Consider the following 18,532-nt stretch of genomic DNA (forward strand, 5'->3'; position numbering starts at 1 on the left):
CAGACCACCGACGCACTGTCGAAGGGATGGCGGGTGTGGAGGTGCGGGACCGTCAGGGCGCCATGGATGGCGCCCACGAGCCCCCAGGGAAGGGTTTACGGCGCGTCCCGCACCTCCGCACCCGCCAGCCCAGCCGCCGCAGCCACGCGCTTGGGCTTGTCTCGATGCTGCTGCGGAGCCGGCCAGCGGCCGGCACTACCCGACGCGTGGGTGTCAGCCATTTAGCAGCCAGCACGCTGCGTGCACCCATCCGCGATAAACTGCGTTTTTCCCCTTGCAGGACCGTCTCCGGATGAGCTCACGCCACACCCTTTCCGTCGCCCTGATCCAGGAGCGCAACCACGGCGATGCCGAGGCCAATCTGGCCGTCATCGAAGCGCGCGTGGCTGAAGCGGCCGCGCAGGGTGCCAAGCTGATCCTGCTGCAGGAACTGCACAACGGTGCGTACTTCTGCCAGCACGAGTCGGTCGATGAGTTCGATCTGGCCGAGCCGATCCCCGGCCCGAGCACCGAGCGCCTGGGCGCATTGGCCAGGAAGCACAGCGTGGTGATCGTCGGCTCGCTGTTCGAGCGGCGCGCGGCCGGGCTGTATCACAACACCGCCGTGGTCTTTGAAAAAGACGGCACGCTGCTGGGCAAGTACCGCAAGATGCACATCCCGGATGATCCGGGCTTCTACGAGAAGTTCTACTTCACCCCGGGCGATCTGGGCTTCACCCCGATCGATACCTCGGTGGGTCGCCTGGGCGTGCTCGTGTGCTGGGACCAGTGGTATCCGGAAGCGGCCCGCCTGATGGCGCTGGCCGGCGCCGAGCTGCTGCTCTACCCCACCGCGATCGGTTGGGACCCGGATGACCAGCGCGACGAACAGGGCCGCCAGCGCGATGCGTGGGTGCTCAGTCACCGCGGTCATGCCGTGGCCAACGGCGTGCCGGTGCTGAGCTGCAACCGCGTCGGCCATGAAGCGTCGCCGCTGGGCGCGTCGGGCATCCAGTTCTGGGGCAACAGCCATGTGCTCGGCCCGCAGGGTGAGTTCATCGCCGAAGCCGGTGGCGAGCCGACCGTCCTGGTCTGCGATGTGGACCTGCAGCGCAGCGAACACGTCCGCCGCATCTGGCCGTTCCTGCGTGATCGCCGCATCGATGCCTACGGCGATCTGCTCAAGCGCTACATCGACTGACCGACCAGGACACCCCACCGTGACCGTGCAGCTGCGCGACGCCACCCATGCCGATATCGCGGCCATCACCGCGATCTATGCGGTGGAAGTGACCGACTTCGTCAACACCTACGAGTACGAGATTCCGGAGGCGGCGGAAATGCGCCGCCGCATGCAGGACATCGTCGGCCGCGGTTTTCCGTACATCGTGGCCGAGGTCGATGGCCAGGTGGCCGGTTATGCCTACGCCAATACCTACCGCGGCCGGATCGCCTACCAGTGGACCGTGGAGAACTCGGTCTACGTGGATGCCGCCTTCCAGGGCCGCGGCGTCGGCACCGCGCTGATGCAGGGCCTGATCGATGCCTGCGTCGCACGCGGTTACCGGCAGATGGTGGCCGTGATCGGCGAGCCGACCAACACCGCCTCCATCAAACTGCACGAGCGTTTCGGTTTCCATACCGTCGGCGTTTTCCGCGGCCTCGGCCGCAAGCATGGCCGCTGGCTGGATACCGTCCAGATGCAGCGCGCGCTCGGCGATGGTGCCGACAGCGCCCCTTCGAATGAATGATGCAATGACAGATACCCTGATCGAGGCCGGCGACACCCTGTTCGCCGGTCAACCCGTGCGCGTGGTCGAGCGCGATGGCGTGCGCTACACCCTGCTGGGCACCGCGCACGTCTCGCAGGCCAGCGTGGAAGCGGTGGAACGTGCAATTGAAAGTGGCCGCTTCGATGCGGTCGCGGTCGAACTGGACGCGCAGCGCCTGCAGGCACTGACCAACCCGGACGCCCTGGCCAAGCTGGACCTGGTCGAGGTGATCCGCAAGGGGCGCGTCGCCCTGTTCGCGGCCAACCTCGCCCTGGCCGCCTACCAGCGCCGCCTGGCCGAGCAGCTGGAGATCGAGCCCGGTGCCGAACTCAAGCGCGCGGTGGTGATGGCCAACGAACGCAACCTGCCGGTGCACCTGATCGACCGCGAGGTCGGCCTGACCTTCAAGCGCGCCTCGCAGCGGCTGGGCTTCTTCGGCAAGATCAAGCTGGTGATGGGCCTGGGCGCCGGCCTGTTCGCCTCCGAGGAAGTCGGCGAAGACGAGATCGAGAAGCTCAAGCAGGGCGACATGCTCGAAGCCAGCTTCGGCGAGTTCGCCAGCGAGAGCCCGGCCCTGTACGAAACCATCATCGGCGAGCGCGACCGCTACATGGCCACGCGCCTGCGCGAAGTGCATGACCCGGCCCAGCGCGAAGTGCTGGCGGTGGTCGGCGCCGGTCATCTGGCCGGTCTGGCCAGATACCTGGAAACCGACACCGATGCGCCGGGTCCGCTGCGCGAGTCGCTGGAAGGCGTGCCGAAGAAGCGCAACATTCCGTGGATCACGCTGGCGATCCTGGCCATCGTGCTGACCGGCATCGGCGTGGGCTTCTACCGCGGTGGCCTGGGGGTCGGCAGTGAACTGCTGGCGGTCTGGGCGATGTATACCGGCGGCCTGGCCGGCCTGGGCTGCCTGTTGGCCGGCAGCCACCCGTTGAGCATCCTGACCGCGATCGTGGTGGCACCGTTCAAGCCGTTCCGCTTGAGCATCCCGACCGGCGCGTTCTCGGCCCTGGTGGAAGCGCGCCTGCGCAAGCCGGCCTACGAGGATTTCCTGAAGCTGCGCGACGACGCGCAGAGCGTCAAGGGCTGGTACCGCAACCGGGTGACCCGCGTGGTGCTGACCTTCATGCTGACCAACCTGGGCAGCATGCTCGGGTTGTGGCTGACCGGGTTCCAGGTGTGGGGCAAAGTCGCGGGGTGATTCCCGCGCTGGCTGTGAATCGAAAGGCCACGCAATGCGTGGCCTTTTTTGTGCACGAATGGGGAACCGCAGGTAGTGCCGGGCTCCGTACCAGGGTGATGGCCGCCGTTTCCATTCGTAGATGGACGCCATACGTGGGTGCGTTCCGAAAAAAAAGGAGGCCCGCCCAACGGGCCTCCATGCACCCTCAAACCGATTCTGCGCCGGGCTCGACCACCGGGGCCTCGACGCCGCGGCCACGCGCGCGCCGGATGATCCGCGACACCGCCGTGCTCATGTCATCAAGCATCGCGTAGATGGTCGGCAGGAACAGCAGGCTGACCACCGTGGAGAACGCCAGGCCGCCGGCGATGGCGCGGGCCATCGGGTAGTACGGCGGGCCGTTGCCGAGCAGCTGGGTGTCGGTCATGGAGATCGGAATCATCGCCAGGATCGCGGTCCCCATCGTCATCATGATCGGGCGCAGGCGTTCGCGCGAGCCTTCCACCAGCGCCTGGGTCCGGCCCATCCCGCGGCGGCGCAGGTTGTTGATGTGCTCGATCATCACGATCCCGTTGTTCACCACCACGCCCATCAACACCAGGATGCCGATGAAGGACATGATCCCGAACGAGGTGCCGGTGATCCAGAACAGCCAGAACACCCCGAAGATCGAGAACAGCACGCCGCTCATGATCGCCGCCGGGAACAGCAACGACTCGAACACGGCTGCCATCACCACGTAGATCATCACCAGCGCGATCACCAGATTGAACATCATCTGCGCCATCGCTTCGTTGTCATCGCCGTAGTCGCCGCCGTCGAAGCTGAAGGTGTAGCCGGCCGGGAAGCTCATCGGCTTGAGCGTTTCCTCCATCGCCTTGCGCCCATCCGGCACGGTGACCTTCTCAGCCAGGTTGGCCTTGATGGTCAACGTGGTCTGCCGGTTGGTGCGGCCGATCTGCGTGGCCGACGGCTTGATCGCCACATCCACCAGGCTCAGCAGCGGCACGGAGCGACCGTCGCCGGTACGCACCGTATAGCTGGCCAGGTCTTCCGGGCTGCTCTGCTCGGCACCGGCAAAGCGCACCCAGACCGGCACTTCACTGTCACCGCGGCGGAACTCGCGCAGCGGCGCGCCCCGCAGGGCCAGGCCGACGAAGCTGGCCACCTGCTCGGCATTGAAGCCGAACGCGGCCGCGCGCTCGCGGTCAACGTGGATGGACAACTCGCTGCCCTTCTCGCCGTTGTCGATGCGCACGTCACGCAGCTCCTTGCGCTGGGCCAGCAGCGGCACCACTTCCTCGCCGATCTCCTGCAGCATCTTGGTCGAGTCACCCACCAGCTGCACCTGCACCTGGTTGTTGCCGCCGCCACCGCCGTCGCCGGAGTTGCCGACCACGTAATCGGCACGCGCCGAACGCGGCAGGCCCTTGCGCAGGGCTTCCTGCACGGCGGGCATGTTCTTGGCGTGCTCGGTATCGAAGGTCACGATCGTGCTGCTGCCTTCCTGCTCGCTGTACCAGGAGTACACCTGGGTGATGTGCAGCTCCTCGCGGTGATCGTCCAGGTAGCGCTCCACGCGGGCGACTTCCTCGGACATCTGGCCGAAGGTATAGGCGCCCTTCCAGTTGTAGCCGATGAACACCTCGTGGCCACCCTCGCCACCGAACATGTCGATCTTGGTCAGCTTCATCGGCACCAGGCTGATCAGGATCACCATCACGATGCCGAACACACTCCAGCCACGGTGTTCCAGCGTCCACTGCAGCAAGGTGGCGTAGCGGCGCTGCAGGCGGGCGATCACGCCACTGTCCGAATGCACCAGCTTGGGGGTCTGCATGCGCGCGGACAGCATCGGGATCAGGCTCACCGCGACCAGCCAGGAGGCCAGCAGCGAGACCGAGATCGTGATCGCGATCTGCGACATGAAGATGCTGATGTTGTTGGTCTCACCAAACAGGTTCGGCACGAACACGATGCAGTGGCACAGGGTGCCGGCGCTCAGCGCGATGGCCACGTTGCGGGTACCGATGATCGAGGCCAGCCGCGGCTGGTCCGGCATTCGCTCGCGTTCCTGGTAGATGCTCTCCACCACCACCACGGCGTTGTCCACCAGCATGCCGACCGCCAGCAGCAGGCCCATCATGGTCAGGATGTTGAGGGTCACGCCGGCGAAGTACATGAAGCCCAGGGTGATCACGAAACAGATCGGGATCGCCAGGGTCACCATCAGCGTGGAGGGCCAGTGGCGCAGGAAGAAGAACAGCACCGTGATCGACAGCAGCAGCCCCACCGCGCCGGCCTCGGCCAGCTCCAGCAGCGAGGAGGTCACCATCTTGCCCTGGTTGTCGATGACCTTGATCTGCACATCGCGCATGGAGGGCTGCTTGCGGATCGCCTCGACCTCGGCCAGGGCCGCGCGCGAAACCTCCACCAGGTTGGCGCTGCGCTCCTTGAAGATGTCCAGCCCCACCGCCGGGTTGCCATCCAGGCGACGGCCATAGTTCATGCGGGTGGGCTTGAGCCGGATCTCGGCGATGTCACCCAGGCGCAGGCCCTTGTTGTCGATGACCAGGTCGCGCAGTTCCTGCAGGTCGGTGATTTCACCCACCGGCTGGATGCGCACGCGCTGGCCGTTGTCGTCGATCTGTCCGGCCGAGATCGAGAAGTTCAGCGTACGCAGGCGGTCGCTGAGTTCGTTGATGCTCAGGTTATGCGCGGTCAACCGGTCCGGGCTGATCGCGATCTCGACCTCGTTCGGCGGGGCGCCGGAGATGTTGACCCGCGCCACGCCGGGGATGCGTTCGATCCGCCGCTTGAACTCGCGGTCGAGCATGTCGTACGCGCCGGTCAGGTCGGTGGCACTGGCCAGGCGCACCTTCAGCACCGGATCATCGCTGCTGGACCACTTGAACACGTTGTAGCGCTGCAGGTCGTCAGGCAGGTCGCTGCGGATCGCATCGATGCGCTCACGGGCATCAGAGGCCGCGATGGCGATGTCGCGGTCCCAGTCGGTGAACTCGATGAAGATGCTGGCGCCTTCGGAGGTGGCCGAGGAACGCATGCGCTTGATCCCGGTCATCGTAGCCAGTGCTTCTTCGGTCGGCCGGATGATGTTGCGCTCGACCTCCTCCGGGGTGGAGCCGGTGTAGGGCACCTGCACGAACAGGAACGGCGCGGAGATGTCCGGCAGCGCTTCCAGCGGCAGCCGGAACGAGGCGATCAGGCCCACCACCGCCAACGACACGAAACACATGATCGTGGTGATGGGCCGGCGGATGGAGAACTCGGCAATACTCATGCCGGCTCCTGTGCAGTGCCATGGCCGGCGTCGGCCAGCGGCGTCTTGAGGTGGCGGCCGCGCTCGCGGTAGTAGGCATCGCCGCGACGGTCGAGCAGGTCGTACACCACCGGGATCACCACCAGCGTCAGCAGGGTGGAGACCAGCAACCCGCCGATCACGGTGATCGCCATCGGCGCGCGCACTTCGGCGCCCTCGCCCATCGCCACCGCCAGCGGCAGGAAGCCGAACAGCGTGCACAGCGTGGTCATGATGATCGGCCGCAGGCGCGAACGCGCCCCTTCCACCAGTGCCTCACGCTTGGGCACGCCCGCCTCGCGCAGCTGGTTGACCTTGTCGATCAGGATGATCGCGTTCTTGGTCACCAGGCCCACCAGCAGGATCAAGCCGATGAACACCACCACCGAGATCGGCTTGCCGGTCAGCATCAGGGCCAGGATCGCGCCGACCAGCGCCAGCGGAATGGTGAACAGGATGACGAACGGATGCAGCAGCGATTCGAACTGCGAGGCCATCACCAGGTACACCAGGAAGATGGCCAGGCCGAAGGCGAAGATCAGCGAGCGCGCCGAATCGGCCAGCTCCTCACCCTGCCCGCCGATGTGCATGCCGACACCGGCCCCCAACGGCTGCTTGGCGACCATGTCCTGCACTTCGCGCACGGCGCCGCCCAGGTCGATGTCGCGCAGGTTGGCCGACACCACCGCCACGCGGGTCTGGTCGGCGCGATGGATCTCGCTCGGGCCGTTGGTGGCGATCACCTCGGCCACCGAATCCAGCGTCACCGGCCGGTTGCTGCCCGGATTGACGATCAGGCGGCGGATACTGTCCACGCTGGCCCGGTCACCTTCCTGGGCCCGCACCAGGACGTCGATCTTGCGGTCGCGGAAGCTGTAGCGCGTAGCCACGTCACCGCGCACCTTCTTGACCACCACATCGGCGATCTGCCGCGTGGTCAGGCCCAGGGCACCGGCGCGCTCCTGGTCGAAGCGGATCTGGATCTCCGGGAAGCCCTCTTCCACCGTGGATTTGACGTCGGCGTAGTGCGGGTTGTTACGCAGCATCGCGGCCAGTGCCTTGCCGGCCGTTTCCAGCGTGGCCATGTCCTGACCACGCAGTTCCACTTCCAGCGGTGTGGAGAAGCTGAACAGCGCCGGGCGGGCGAAATCGACCTGCACGCCAGGGTGCTGCTGCATCGATTCGCGCAGCCGCTCGGTGATCGCCGCTTCGGTGCGCGCGTTGCCGCCCCCGGCCATCACGACGGTCAACTTGCCGATGTTCTCGCCGCTTTCGGTCGGGCTGGCATCCAGACGGGTGCCGCTGCCACTGACGCCGTACAACGAGGCGATGCTGGCGTCCTTGGCGTGGGCCAGCTGCATCTCACGGACCAGCGCATCGGTCTGCTTCAGCGGCGTGCCCGCGGGGAGCTTGGCGGTCATTTCGAAACGGTCCTGCGCCAGCTGCGGGATCAGGTCGGCCCCGAGCATCGGTACCAGCGCCATCGTGCCTACGAAGGCCAGCGCGGCCAGGCCCAGCACCTTGCCCGGGTGATGCAGCGCGCCCGGCAGCAGCTTGAGGTAACCGCGCTCGGCACCGGCGTAGGGCTTCATCGCCACATCGCTGGCCTTGCGCATCACCGGCCCGACCACGGCCACCAGGCCGCGCCAGACGCGGATCACCGACCAGGCAATCCCGAAGCAGATCCAGCGCACCAGGGTGCCCACGCCGCGACGGCTGCCGGCGACCGGCTTCAGCCAGCGGCTGTCCGGCTGCCAGGGCTGGTGCGCCGGTTCTTCGGGGAAGGCCAGCGGCGGGCGGCCCTTGAGCGAGCTCAGCATCGGGATCAGGGTCATCGACACCAGCAGCGAGATCGCAATCGCGATCGCCACGGTCAGCGCCTGGTCGCGGAACAGCTGGCCGGCGATGCCATCGACGAACACCAGCGGCAGGAACACCGCGATGGTGGTCAGGGTCGAGGCGACCACGGCCATGCTCACTTCACGGGTGCCGGCGATGGCCGCCTGCAGGATGCTCAGGCCACGTTCGCGCGCCTTGGCGATGCTCTCCAGCACCACGATGGAGTCATCCACCACCAGGCCGGTGGCCAGGGCCAGACCGCCCAGCGACATCACGTTCAAGCTCAGGCCGAGCTGGCCCATGAAGAAGAACGTGGTGATGATCGAGACCGGCAGCGACAGGCTGATCACGAACGTGCTCCAGCCGTCGCGCAGGAACAGGAAGATGATCAGGATGGCGAGGATGCCGCCGATCACCGCGTCCTTCTTGACGTCGCTGATGGCGTGTTCGATGAAGCGTGACTGGTCTTCAATCGTGGTCAGTTCGGCATCGCCGGGCACCTGGCCCTTGATCTGCTCCAGGCGCGCGCGCAGCGCTTCGGCGGTCGAGACCGTGTTGGCATCGCCCTCTTTGTAGATCGCCAGCTCGACCGCTTCCTTGCCGCCCAGGCGGATGATCGCTTCGCGTTCCTTGTAGCCCTGGCGCACGGTGGCGACATCCTTCAGCCGCACCGGCACGCCGTTGGCGATGTTGGTGGAACTGCTGCTGGAGGCACTCTGCGCGGCAGAGGCAGCGGCCACGGCGGCATCCGAGCCGGTCGAGGCGGCGATCGCGAACATCTGCTGCATCGCTGCATCGGCAGCGCTGCCGTTGCTGCTCTGCGTGGTCACCAGCAGGTTGCGGATGTCCTCCAGATCGGCGAACTGGTTGACCGTGCGCACCAGGTAGCGCTGCGAGCCTTCCTCCAGGCGGCCACCGGAGATGTTGATGTTCTCTTCCTTGAGCCGCTTGATGACGTTGTCGATCGGCAGATTGAGCTGGGCCAGCTTCTGCTGGTCGATGTCGACCTGGATTTCATCCTCCAGACCGCCGCCCACCTTCACCGCGGCCACGCCGGTGACCGGCTCCAGCTTCTTCTTCAGGTCTTCATCGGCATAGCGGCGCAGCTCGGTGAGCTGGCGCACGGCCTCGGCATCGCTGGAAGGATCGGTTCTGGCCGAGATCACCAGGCGCATGATCGGCTCGGTGGACGGATTGAAGCGCAGCAGCACCGGAGATTTCGCCTCCAGCGGCAGGTTCAGCGCTTCCATCTTGTCGCGCACCTCCAGGCTGGCCTGGTCCATGTTGGTGCCCCAGGCGAACTCGAGCACGACATCGCTCTGCCCGGTACGCGAGATCGATTTGAGCTTGCGCAGGTTCTTGACCACGCCCACGGCCTCTTCGACCGGCTCGGTGATCAGCGTTTCGATTTCCGCCGGGGCCGCACCGGTGTACTCGGTGCGCACGGTCAGGGTCGGATAGCTCAGGTCGGGCAGCAAGTTGACCTTGAGATTTCCCAGCGCGATGAAGCCGAACAACATCAGGGTGACAGTGAACATCGCGATGGTGACGCGGCGGCGGGTGGCGAATTCCACCAGGCCGCCGCCGTGGGCACCGGGGCGATCGCCCTGGTGCGGATCATTGCCGTGGTCGTTGCCGGCCGCTGTCATTGACGGCTCTCCGCCTTGGCCGGTGCCGGCTTGGCAGCAGCGGTGGCGGCCGGCTTGGCGCCGATCACCTGCACCGCGGTGCCGTCGCGCAGGGCAACCTTGCCTGCAGTAACCACCTGATCGCCTGCGGCCAGACCCTCGCGGATCTCCACCCACGGGCCTTCGGCATAGCCGAGCTTGACCGGCACGCGCGCGGCCTTGCCATCGCGAACGCGGAACACCGCCGGCTCACCATCGTCGAGCAGCGCCAGGCGCGGCACCACCAAGGCGTCGGCGCGCTGGTCATAGTCGATCCGGATGCGACCGAACATGCCCGGCTGCAGGCCTTCAGCATCTTCGCCAAAGCCGCTGACCACGCGGAACGTGCCGCTGCCGGCATCGACCACCGGCGAGATGCGGTCCACCGTGCCCGGGAAGGTCTTGCCCGGCAGCGCATCGGCGAGCAGCGTCACCGGCTGGCCCGGACGCAGCGTGGCCAGCTCGCGCTCGGGCACGTTGAGCGTGGCTTCCAGGCGCGAGTTGTCGACGATGCGGAAGATCGGCGTGTTGATCTGCACGAAGTTGCCGGTCTTGATCGAGCGCGAGGCGATCACGCCCGAGATCGGCGCGATCACCGTGGTGTAGGACAGTTCCAGCGTGGCCAGCCGGTACTGCGCGCGGACGTTCTCCAGGTCGTACTTGATCTGGTCGACATCGGCGGCGCTGACCATCTGCTGGCCCACCAGTTTCTGGGCGCGCTGGTAGTTGTTCTCCAGCTTGCGCATCTGCGCTTCGCTCTGCGCCACGGCCAGGCGCGCACGGTCCGGATCCAGCCGCACCAGCGGCTGCCCGGCACGCACCTGCTGCCCCTCTTCGACCAGCACCGCCAGCGCGACGCCGGAGGTCTTGGCGACCACCTGCGACTCACCACGCGGCTCCAGTGCGGCCGTACCGGTGTAGCTGGCAGCGACGGCGCGACGGCTGGCCGCGACGGCTTCGACGGGGACCGCATCGACTTTCTTCTCGGCCTTGCCGTCCTTCTCGGCCGCGTTGGCTTCGGCCGGGCCGGCGCCACCGCAGCCGCTCAGCAGCAGGGTGGAGGTGATCAGCAGTGCAGCGGCACAGCGTCCGGTGCGGCCGAGCAGGAATGATTGTCGCGACATCGTCGTGTCCCTAAGGATGCGTGGGCAGGTGTGGTAGCAAAGTAATGCACCACGTCACGACCACACCATATCCCAAAGGTCATGGTGACCTGCGGGGCATGGCCTCCCCCGGCCCGGTTTCAGCTAGATGAAATGGCAGGCTATACTCGGCCCAGTTCCGTACCCCACGCCGGAACGACCAGACCCGTTTATCGGAAAAGGACATCATGCGCCCGCAGCCGCTCGCCGCTTGTCTCGTTCTGGCCGTCCTCCTGCCCCTCGGGGCCGCCGCACAGGCCGCAACACCCGCTCCTGCAGTCCCTGCCCCCGCCGCTCCGGCCGCCACCGCGCCGGCGCCTGCCGCCGTCACCGGCCGGTTCGACAATGGCCGGGTCCTGGCCTATACGTGCCAGGGGTGCCACGGCATCACCGGGTACAAGAACGCCTATCCCAGCTACAAAGTGCCCAAGATCGGCGGGCAGACCCGTGAGTACCTCAGCCAGGCGCTGACCGAGTACCGCCACGGCAAGCGCAAGCATCCGACGATGCAGGCGCAGTCGATGAGTTTCAGCGAACAGGAGATCGCCGATCTCGCTGTTTACCTGTCCACCGTCAAATAAGCGCGCTCATGTCGAAAGCCACGCCACTCCAGCGTTACGCCATCGCCCTGTCCGTTGCCCTGCTGATGACTGCGTGTTCGCAGTCTCAGGTGGAGAACAGCGCAGATTCCGCCGCCGATCCGGGCCACGCCAGTGGTGAACACGGGTCCGGCTCCTCCGCCGGCCTGCCGGCCGGCCGCATCGCCGCCGGTGAGGCGCGTGCCCAGGTCAAGGGCAAAGCCACCGGCCAGAGCTGCATCGATTGCCACGGCGCCGACGGCAACAAGCCGATCGACCCGACCTACCCGAAGCTGGGTGGGCAGTACGGGGATTACCTGGCGCACAGCCTGCAGGCCTACCGCGCGGGGGATCGCCAGCACGCGCTGATGACCCCGCAGGCGACCGACCTGAGCGACCAGGACATCGCCGACCTGGCCGCGTATTTCGGCTCACGCCCAACCCAGTTGCGGGATCTGCACGGCCTGAAATGACGACGGTAGCGCCGACCGTTGGTCGGCTGCCTTCCATCCGGCCCCACGAAGCCCTGACAGGTAGAGCCGACCGTTGGTCGGCTGCGCTTCGTTCGGGCGCCATGAACCTCTGACGCCAGCCGACCAACGGTCGGCTCTACAGGTGAGGCGACCAACGCTCGGCGTTACGCGTGCGGCGGACCAGCGGTCGGTGCCATACGTCCCGTACCGTCAAGCCGACCAACGGTCGGCTCTACATCGATCACCGGGTCAGGCGTCCAGTTCTTCCCAGCGCGCGTACGCGGCGTCCAGCTCAGCCTGGACCTTGGCAAGCTTCGCGCTGTGCGCGGCCATGTCGGCGGCGCTGCGCTGATAGAACGCCGGGTCGTTCATCGCGGCGGTGAGGCCTTCGACGTCCTTCTCCAGCGTTTCGATCTTCAGCGGCAGCTGTTCCAGCTCGCGCGCGTCCTTGTAGCTCAGCTTGCGCTTGGCCTCGGCCGGCGCGGCAGCGGCAGCCGCCGCAGCAACCGGCTTGGCCGCCACCACGGGCGCAGCGGCGGCCGCGGCGGCCACGCGTGCAGCGTGGCGCTGCCAATCGGTATAGCCGCCCACGTACTCGCCGACCACGCCGTCCCCTTCCATCACCATCGTGGAAGTGACCACGTTGTCCAGGAAGTCACGGTCATGGCTGACCAGCAGCAACGTGCCGGTGTAATCGCTCAGCAGCTCTTCCAGCAGCTCAAGCGTTTCCACGTCCAGGTCGTTGGTCGGTTCATCCATCACCAGCAGGTTGGACGGCTGCGCGAACAGCTTGGCCAGCAGCAGGCGGTTGCGCTCGCCACCGGACAGGCGGGTGATCGGTGCGCGGGCGCGCTCGGGCGAGAACAGGAAGTCCTGCAGGTAGGCGTGCACATGCTTACGCTTGCCGTTGAACTCGATGAAATCGCGGCCTTCGGCCACGTTCTCGATCGCGGTCCAGTCTTCGCGCAGCACGGCACGGTACTGGTCGAAATACGCGATCTGCAGGTTGGTGCCGGCACGCACTTCGCCGCTCTGCGCCTGCAGATCCCCCAGCAGCAGCTTGAGCAGCGTGGTCTTGCCGCTGCCGTTCGGCCCGATCAGGCCGATACGGTCGCCGCGCAGGATCACGGTGCTGAAGTCCTTGACCATCACACGCTCGCCGAAGGCGAACGAGATGTCCTTGACGTCGATGACCTTCTTGCCGGAGTTCTCCGCCTGCGCCGCTTCCATGCGCACGTTGCCGCCCAGTTCGCGGCGCTGCGAGCGATCGTTGCGCATCGCCTTGAGGCGGCGCACACGGCCTTCGTCGCGGGTGCGGCGGGCCTTGATGCCCTGGCGGATCCAGATTTCTTCCTGGGCCAGCAGTTTGTCGAAGCCCGCGTTTTCCTGCGCCTGCGCGTTCATGCGCTCTTCGCGGCGGCGCTCGTAGTTGGCCCAGTCGCCCGGCCAGCTGGTGACCTGGCCGCGGTCGATCTCGACGATGCGGGTGGCCAGTGCACGCAGGAAGCGACGGTCATGGGTGACAAACACCACGCTGCCGTTCCAGTTCTTGAGGAACATTTCGAGCCAGTCGATGGCTTCGATGTCCAAGTGGTTGGTCGGTTCGTCGAGCAGCAGCAGGTCCGGCGAGGACACCAGCGCGCGGCCCAGCAGCACGCGGCGCTTCATGCCGCCGGACAGGCGCGCGAATTCGGCATCGCCGTCCAGGTCGAGCTTGGTCAGGGTTTCGCTGACGCGCTGGTCCAGGCCCCAGCCGTTGGCGGCATCGATCTTGGCCTGCACGGCCGAGAGCGCATCGCCGTCGAAATCCTCGGCCATGCTCAGGTGATGGAACTCGGCCAGCCACTGGCCCAGCTCGCCCAGGCCATCGGCAACCACATCGAACACGCTGCCGGCGGCACCGTGCGGGACCTCCTGTTCCAGGCGGGTGATGCGCACCCCCTGCTGCACGCGGACTTCGCCGTCATCGGGCTTGTGATCGCCGGACAGCAGTTTGAGCAGGGTCGATTTGCCGGCGCCGTTGCGGCCGATCAGGGCGATACGCTCGCCCGGCTCGATCGACAGTTCGGCTTTTTCCAGCAACAGGGGGCCGCCGACACTGAAGTCGACGTTTTGCAGAGTAATCAGAGGCATCCGACCATTGTACGGGCTGGCGGTGCGTAGCGTCGCTTACTCCTGACCGAACACGCCCGCAGGCAGCCCCAGCAGCGCCCACAGCGCCGGGGGCACCCGCTTGCCCGGATGGCGGACCACCCACAACTGGCGCGACATCGGCGGCAGCGGGGTATCGACGATGACCAGCGTGCCCAGCGCGATCAGATCGGCTACGGCGTGCCGCGACAGGCATGCCAGGCCGAGCCCGGCGGCCGCCGCCTGTTTGATTGCTTCGGTGCTGCCCAGCTGCATCGCGCGGGCAAAGTGGTGCAGGTGTGGCAGCAGCGCCTGCTCGACCGCCTCGCGGGTGCCCGAGCCCGGCTCGCGCAGGAGCCAGCGGGTCTGCGCCAACGCTGCGATTTCCATGTGCGCCGGCGTGGTCCCCCGCGCCGCCACGATGACCAGGTCGTCGCGTTGCCACGGCAGCACCTGCAGGCCACTTTCGTGGCAGGGCCCTTCGATCAGGCCCAGATCCACCTCCAGGCGCTGGACCGCCGCGACGACGTCGGCGCTGTTGCCGATCCGCAGGTCCACCTGGGCCTGGGGGTTGTCGGCCAGCAGCGTGGCGACGCGGGACGGCAGCAGGTAGTTGCCGATCGTGGTGCTGGCCGCGAGCCGCAGCAGCAGGCGCTGCGCACCGGACGCGACCTGCCCGACCCCGGCCAGCCGCTCCAGATCGGCCGCGGCTACCAGCAGCGCGCGGGCGGGATCCAGCAGCGCCCGACCCTGCGGGCTGAGGATCAGCCGGCGCCCGATGCGGTCGAACAGCGGGCTGGCCAGCTGGCTTTCCAGTTCATTGAGCGCTGCGCTCGTGGCCGATTGCGACAAGGCCAGCTGCGCCCCTGCCGCGGCCGTGGTGCCGGCGTCGGCAATCGCCACGAAAACCTGCCATTGGCGGAGGGTGAGGTGCATGACATCCATTAACTCACCAAACAGGTCGATATGACAATAACAATGCGTTTTACAGGTTTATGCGCGGGGCGCAGGCTATCGCTGTGATCTGACTGGAGCTACCCGTGAACACCTCTGCTGCCGCCCTGCCCTCACCCACTACCGCCCAGCGCTGGCGCGGCCGCCTTCCCGGGCTGCTGCTGACGGGCGCCGTGGCTGCAGCGGCCATGGGACTGGCGCCGCTGCCGTGGCTGCAGAGGCACGGCATCAGCGCGCTGACCCTGGCCATCGTGCTCGGCATCGCGTTGGGCAACACGCTTTACCCACGGCTGGCGGCTTCGGCCGGTGCCGGCGTTGGCTTCTCCAAGCACTGGCTGCTGCGTGCGGGCATCGTGCTGTACGGCCTGCGCCTGACCTTCCAGGATATCGGCCAGGTCGGTGTCGGCGGGGTGCTGACCGATGCGCTGGTGCTGACCAGTACCTTCGCGCTGGCGTGGTGGGCCGGCACGCGCTGGTTCGGGCTCGACAGGGAGAGCGCCCTGCTGATCGGTGCCGGCAGCTCGATCTGCGGTGCGGCCGCGGTGATGGCGGCCGAGCCGGTGGTGCGCGGGCGCGCGGACCAGGTGACCGTGGCGGTCTCCACCGTGGTGGTGTTCGGCACGCTGGCGATGTTCCTGTACCCGGCGCTGTACCAGCTCAACCTTGCCCACGGGTGGATCCCGATGGACACCCAGGCCTACGGCGTGTTCATCGGCTCGACCGTGCACGAAGTCGCCCAGGTGGTCGCCGCCGGCCGCGCGGTCAGCGAGGGGGCTGCCAACACGGCCGTGATCGCCAAGATGGTGCGGGTGATGATGCTGGCCCCGTTCCTGATCGGGCTGTCGATGCTGCTCGCACGCGGTGGCGTGCCGGGTGCGTGCGGCCAGCGCGCGAAGATCGTGGTGCCGTGGTTCGCGTTCGGCTTCGTCGCGGTGGCCGGGCTCAACTCGCTGCAGATGCTGCCGGCCGCCATCGTCAGCGCGGCGATCGATCTGGACACCGTGCTGCTGGCCATGGCCATGGCCGCGCTTGGCCTGACCACGCATGTGTCGGCCCTGCGCAAGGCCGGGATGAGGCCGCTGCTGCTGGCGCTGTTGTTGTTTGGTTGGCTGCTGGCGGGCGGGCTGGGGATCAACCTGGGCGTCCACGCGCTGCTGGGCTGAGGCACGCCGGGCGGACTTCTGCGACACTATCGCATGTCTGAATTCTCCTCCCTGCCGCTGAAACCAGCGCTGCTGCCCGGCATCGATGCCATGGGCTATACCTCGCTCACCCCCGTGCAGGCCCAGAGCCTGCCGGCCATCCTCGAGCGCCGCGATGTCATCGCACAGGCCCCGACCGGCAGCGGCAAGACCGCGGCCTTCGGGCTGGGCCTGCTGCAGGCGCTGGACCCGTCGGTGACCCGCGCCCAGGCGCTGGTGCTGTGCCCGACCCGCGAACTGGCCGACCAGGTCGGCAAGCAGATCCGCAAGCTGGCGACCGGCATTCCGAACCTCAAACTGCTGGTGCTGACCGGCGGCATGCCGCTGGGCCCGCAGCTGGCCTCGCTGGAAGCGCACGATCCGCAGGTCGTGGTCGGCACCCCCGGGCGCATCCAGGAACTGGGCCGCAAGCGCGTGCTGCACCTGGGCGGCGTCACCACCCTGGTGCTGGATGAAGCCGACCGCATGCTCGACATGGGCTTTGAGGAGCCGATCCGCGAGATCGCCGGGCGCACCAGCAAGGATCGCCAGACGCTGTTGTTCTCGGCAACGTTCCCGGATGAGATCCGCGAGATCGCTCGCGTGCTGCTGCGCGACCCGGTGGAAGTGACCGTGGAAGGCGCCGACCATGCGCCGGCCATCCGCCACCTGTTCTGCGAGACCGAGCTGGCACTGAAGCAGAAGGCGCTGGCCGGCCTGCTGCTCAAGTACACGCCCGAATCGGCCGTGGTGTTCTGCAACACCCGCCGCGATGTCGACGATGTCGCCATTTCGCTGCAGCAGTTCGGCTTCTCCGCGCTGCCGCTGCACGGCGAGATGGAACAGCGCGACCGCGACGAAGTGCTGGTGCGCTTCGCCAACCGCAGCTGCAACGTGCTGGTCGCCAGCGACGTGGCCGCGCGCGGGCTGGATGTGCAGGACTTGGCGGCGGTGATCAATTACGAGCTGCCGACCGACATCGAAACGTATGAGCATCGCGTGGGCCGTACCGGCCGCGCCGGTGCGACCGGCCTGGCGATCAGCCTGGTGACGCATCGCGAGCGCAACCGCGCCGATGCGCTCGAAGCCGCACAGGGCAAGCCGCTGGACTGGCAGAAGACGCCGCTGGCCACCGCACGCCCGCCGGTGCTGCCGCAGGCGGCAATGACCACGCTGCGCATCGATGGTGGCAAGACCGACAAGCTGCGCCCGGGCGACATCCTGGGTGCGCTGACCGGCGATGCCGGGCTGGCCGCCAAGTACATCGGCAAGATCGATATCTATGCCACGCGCTCGTATGTCGCCATTGCGCGCGAGCAGGCCGGCCGGGCGATCGCCCAGCTGGAGGCCGGCAAGATCAAGGGCCGCCGGTTCCGCGTACGCAAGATGGATGTCTGAGCGCTGCGGCCGATCGCGGGTCGGCTGACCGCGTTAGGGTAGAGCCGACCGTTGGTCGGCTGATCGCTTCACGCATTGGGTAGAGCCGACCGTTGGTCGGCTGCACTTGCGTCGGGGCGTTTGAGGTGCCGGCCAGCGGCCGGCACTACCAGTGCCGGCGCGCCCGCGCGGATTTCCGGCTCAATAGACCAGGTTGGCCAGCAGCGGGACGTCACTCGTCCAGCGCTCGCGGCCGCCAAGCCCGGCCAGTTCCACGAGCACGGCCGCACCGACCACCTCGACCTGCAGCTGGCGGGCCAGCGACAACGCCGCCAGCAGCGTGCCGCCCGTGGCCAGCACATCATCGACCACCAGCACGCGGGCGCCGGCCGGCAAGGCATCGGCGTGTACTTCAATGCTGTCGGTCCGGTATTCCAGGGTGTAATCCTGGCGCAGCACCTTGCCCGGCAGCTTGCCCGGCTTGCGCACCGGCACGAAGCCCACGCCCAGCACCCGCGCCATGGCCGCGCCGAGGATGAAGCCGCGCGACTCGATCCCCATCACCGCCTGCAGGTTGGCATCGCGCCAGGGCGCGACCATCGCATCGATGGCGGCCGCGAAATCCGGGCCGTCGGCGAGCAGCGGCATGATGTCCCTGAACAGGATGCCCGGCTTGGGGAAATCGGCGATGTCGCGCAGGCGGCCGGCCCAGGCGGGCGTGGCGGAAGACTCGGTCATGGGGTTGGAAACGAACAGGGTGGCATAGGGTAAACGCTTCGGCGCGGGGCTGCCGGTCGCCGGCGCCTGGGCATTGCTGCGTTCCAGCAATGACATCGTCCGCTCACCTCGAATTCGCACACACGTGCGATAATCGCCCTAACTGGTTGTTCACCTCGCTTCCGCGATAAGCGGCGAAGCGACCCATGGTCCCCGCC

13 protein-coding genes are annotated in these 18,532 nt (G+C 67.3%); 7 read left to right on the plus strand and 6 right to left on the minus strand.

The window, feature by feature from the left end; all coding sequences use genetic code 11:
* Positions 1-292 precede the first annotated feature (292 nt).
* Genes PV764_RS02615 through PV764_RS02625 form a run of 3 tightly spaced genes read left to right on the plus strand, consistent with a single transcriptional unit; the run spans position 293 to position 2,955 of the window.
* A complete protein-coding gene (locus PV764_RS02615; RefSeq protein ID WP_019183103.1) occupies positions 293-1,180 on the plus strand; it encodes a carbon-nitrogen hydrolase in 888 nt (295 codons plus the stop codon).
* 19 nt (positions 1,181-1,199) lie between these two features.
* Positions 1,200-1,730, plus strand: coding sequence for a GNAT family N-acetyltransferase (locus PV764_RS02620; RefSeq protein WP_421116142.1), 531 nt, complete (start codon positions 1,200-1,202; stop codon positions 1,728-1,730).
* Complete coding sequence (locus PV764_RS02625; protein WP_421116143.1) at positions 1,723-2,955, plus strand: TraB/GumN family protein; 1,233 nt, start codon at positions 1,723-1,725, stop codon at positions 2,953-2,955. Before PV764_RS02620 ends, PV764_RS02625 begins: the two co-directional genes overlap by 8 nt.
* Positions 2,956-3,142: 187 nt before the next feature.
* On the opposite strand, the gene PV764_RS02630 is transcribed toward PV764_RS02625, so the two are convergent.
* Genes PV764_RS02630 through PV764_RS02640 form a run of 3 tightly spaced genes read right to left on the minus strand, consistent with a single transcriptional unit; the run spans position 3,143 to position 10,886 of the window.
* Complete coding sequence (locus PV764_RS02630) at positions 3,143-6,238, minus strand: efflux RND transporter permease subunit (RefSeq protein WP_019183106.1); 3,096 nt, start codon at positions 6,236-6,238, stop codon at positions 3,143-3,145.
* Positions 6,235-9,744 carry an efflux RND transporter permease subunit gene (locus tag PV764_RS02635; RefSeq protein WP_046273772.1) on the minus strand — a complete coding sequence of 1,170 codons (3,510 nt, stop codon included), beginning with the start codon at positions 9,742-9,744 and terminating at the stop codon, positions 6,235-6,237. The genes PV764_RS02630 and PV764_RS02635 overlap by 4 nt, the downstream gene beginning before the upstream one ends.
* Positions 9,741-10,886 carry an efflux RND transporter periplasmic adaptor subunit gene (locus tag PV764_RS02640; protein ID WP_046273773.1) on the minus strand — a complete coding sequence of 382 codons (1,146 nt, stop codon included), beginning with the start codon at positions 10,884-10,886 and terminating at the stop codon, positions 9,741-9,743. The genes PV764_RS02635 and PV764_RS02640 overlap by 4 nt, the downstream gene beginning before the upstream one ends.
* Before the next feature lie 206 nt (positions 10,887-11,092).
* Here PV764_RS02640 and PV764_RS02645 point away from each other — a divergent pair, with 206 nt between their 5' ends.
* Positions 11,093-11,485: a c-type cytochrome gene (locus tag PV764_RS02645; RefSeq protein ID WP_343312053.1), complete on the plus strand. Its 393-nt coding sequence runs from the start codon at positions 11,093-11,095 to the stop codon at positions 11,483-11,485.
* An 8-nt stretch (positions 11,486-11,493) separates the two neighbouring features.
* Positions 11,494-11,955 (plus strand): c-type cytochrome, encoded by a 462-nt coding sequence (locus tag PV764_RS02650; protein WP_019183110.1) that lies wholly within the window; start codon positions 11,494-11,496, stop codon positions 11,953-11,955.
* A 249-nt stretch (positions 11,956-12,204) separates the two neighbouring features.
* On the opposite strand, the gene PV764_RS02655 is transcribed toward PV764_RS02650, so the two are convergent.
* Positions 12,205-14,088: an ATP-binding cassette domain-containing protein gene (locus PV764_RS02655; protein ID WP_421116144.1), complete on the minus strand. Its 1,884-nt coding sequence runs from the start codon at positions 14,086-14,088 to the stop codon at positions 12,205-12,207.
* Positions 14,089-14,124: 36 nt separating this feature from the next.
* Positions 14,125-15,021: a LysR family transcriptional regulator gene (locus PV764_RS02660; RefSeq protein ID WP_019183112.1), complete on the minus strand. Its 897-nt coding sequence runs from the start codon at positions 15,019-15,021 to the stop codon at positions 14,125-14,127.
* Between the two features lie 104 nt (positions 15,022-15,125).
* Here PV764_RS02660 and PV764_RS02665 point away from each other — a divergent pair, with 104 nt between their 5' ends.
* Both PV764_RS02665 and dbpA read left to right on the plus strand, forming a co-directional pair.
* Positions 15,126-16,202, plus strand: a complete 1,077-nt coding sequence (locus tag PV764_RS02665; RefSeq protein WP_421116145.1) for a YeiH family protein — start codon at positions 15,126-15,128, stop codon at positions 16,200-16,202.
* Between the two features lie 33 nt (positions 16,203-16,235).
* On the plus strand, positions 16,236-17,618 hold the full coding sequence (dbpA, locus tag PV764_RS02670; RefSeq protein WP_019183114.1) for an ATP-dependent RNA helicase DbpA: 1,383 nt from the start codon (positions 16,236-16,238) through the stop codon (positions 17,616-17,618).
* Positions 17,619-17,798: 180 nt separating this feature from the next.
* Here the strand turns inward: dbpA and PV764_RS02675 are convergent, their stop codons facing one another.
* Entirely contained in the window at positions 17,799-18,335 is a 537-nt protein-coding gene (locus PV764_RS02675) for an adenine phosphoribosyltransferase (RefSeq protein ID WP_421116192.1), read from the minus strand.
* Positions 18,336-18,532: the final 197 nt, after the last annotated feature.

The sequence above is a fragment of the Stenotrophomonas sp. AS1 genome (assembly GCF_048957655.1).
Classification (GTDB): Bacteria; Pseudomonadota; Gammaproteobacteria; order Xanthomonadales; family Xanthomonadaceae; genus Stenotrophomonas; species Stenotrophomonas bentonitica_A.

Excerpts from the sequence above, each read along its gene's own strand:
- PV764_RS02655 (WP_421116144.1), bottom strand. The coding sequence starts at position 14,088 with ATGCCTCTGATTACTCTGCAAAACGTCGACTTCAGTGTCGGCGGCCCC.
- PV764_RS02640 (WP_046273773.1), bottom strand. The coding sequence starts at position 10,886 with ATGTCGCGACAATCATTCCTGCTCGGCCGCACCGGACGCTGTGCCGCT.
- PV764_RS02625 (WP_421116143.1), top strand. The coding sequence starts at position 1,723 with ATGAATGATGCAATGACAGATACCCTGATCGAGGCCGGCGACACCCTG.
- PV764_RS02630 (WP_019183106.1), bottom strand. The coding sequence starts at position 6,238 with ATGAGTATTGCCGAGTTCTCCATCCGCCGGCCCATCACCACGATCATG.
- PV764_RS02635 (WP_046273772.1), bottom strand. The coding sequence starts at position 9,744 with ATGACAGCGGCCGGCAACGACCACGGCAATGATCCGCACCAGGGCGAT.
- PV764_RS02660 (WP_019183112.1), bottom strand. The coding sequence starts at position 15,021 with ATGCACCTCACCCTCCGCCAATGGCAGGTTTTCGTGGCGATTGCCGAC.
- PV764_RS02615 (WP_019183103.1), top strand. The coding sequence starts at position 293 with ATGAGCTCACGCCACACCCTTTCCGTCGCCCTGATCCAGGAGCGCAAC.
- PV764_RS02675 (WP_421116192.1), bottom strand. The coding sequence starts at position 18,335 with ATGACCGAGTCTTCCGCCACGCCCGCCTGGGCCGGCCGCCTGCGCGAC.
- dbpA (WP_019183114.1), top strand. The coding sequence starts at position 16,236 with ATGTCTGAATTCTCCTCCCTGCCGCTGAAACCAGCGCTGCTGCCCGGC.
- PV764_RS02645 (WP_343312053.1), top strand. The coding sequence starts at position 11,093 with ATGCGCCCGCAGCCGCTCGCCGCTTGTCTCGTTCTGGCCGTCCTCCTG.
- PV764_RS02650 (WP_019183110.1), top strand. The coding sequence starts at position 11,494 with ATGTCGAAAGCCACGCCACTCCAGCGTTACGCCATCGCCCTGTCCGTT.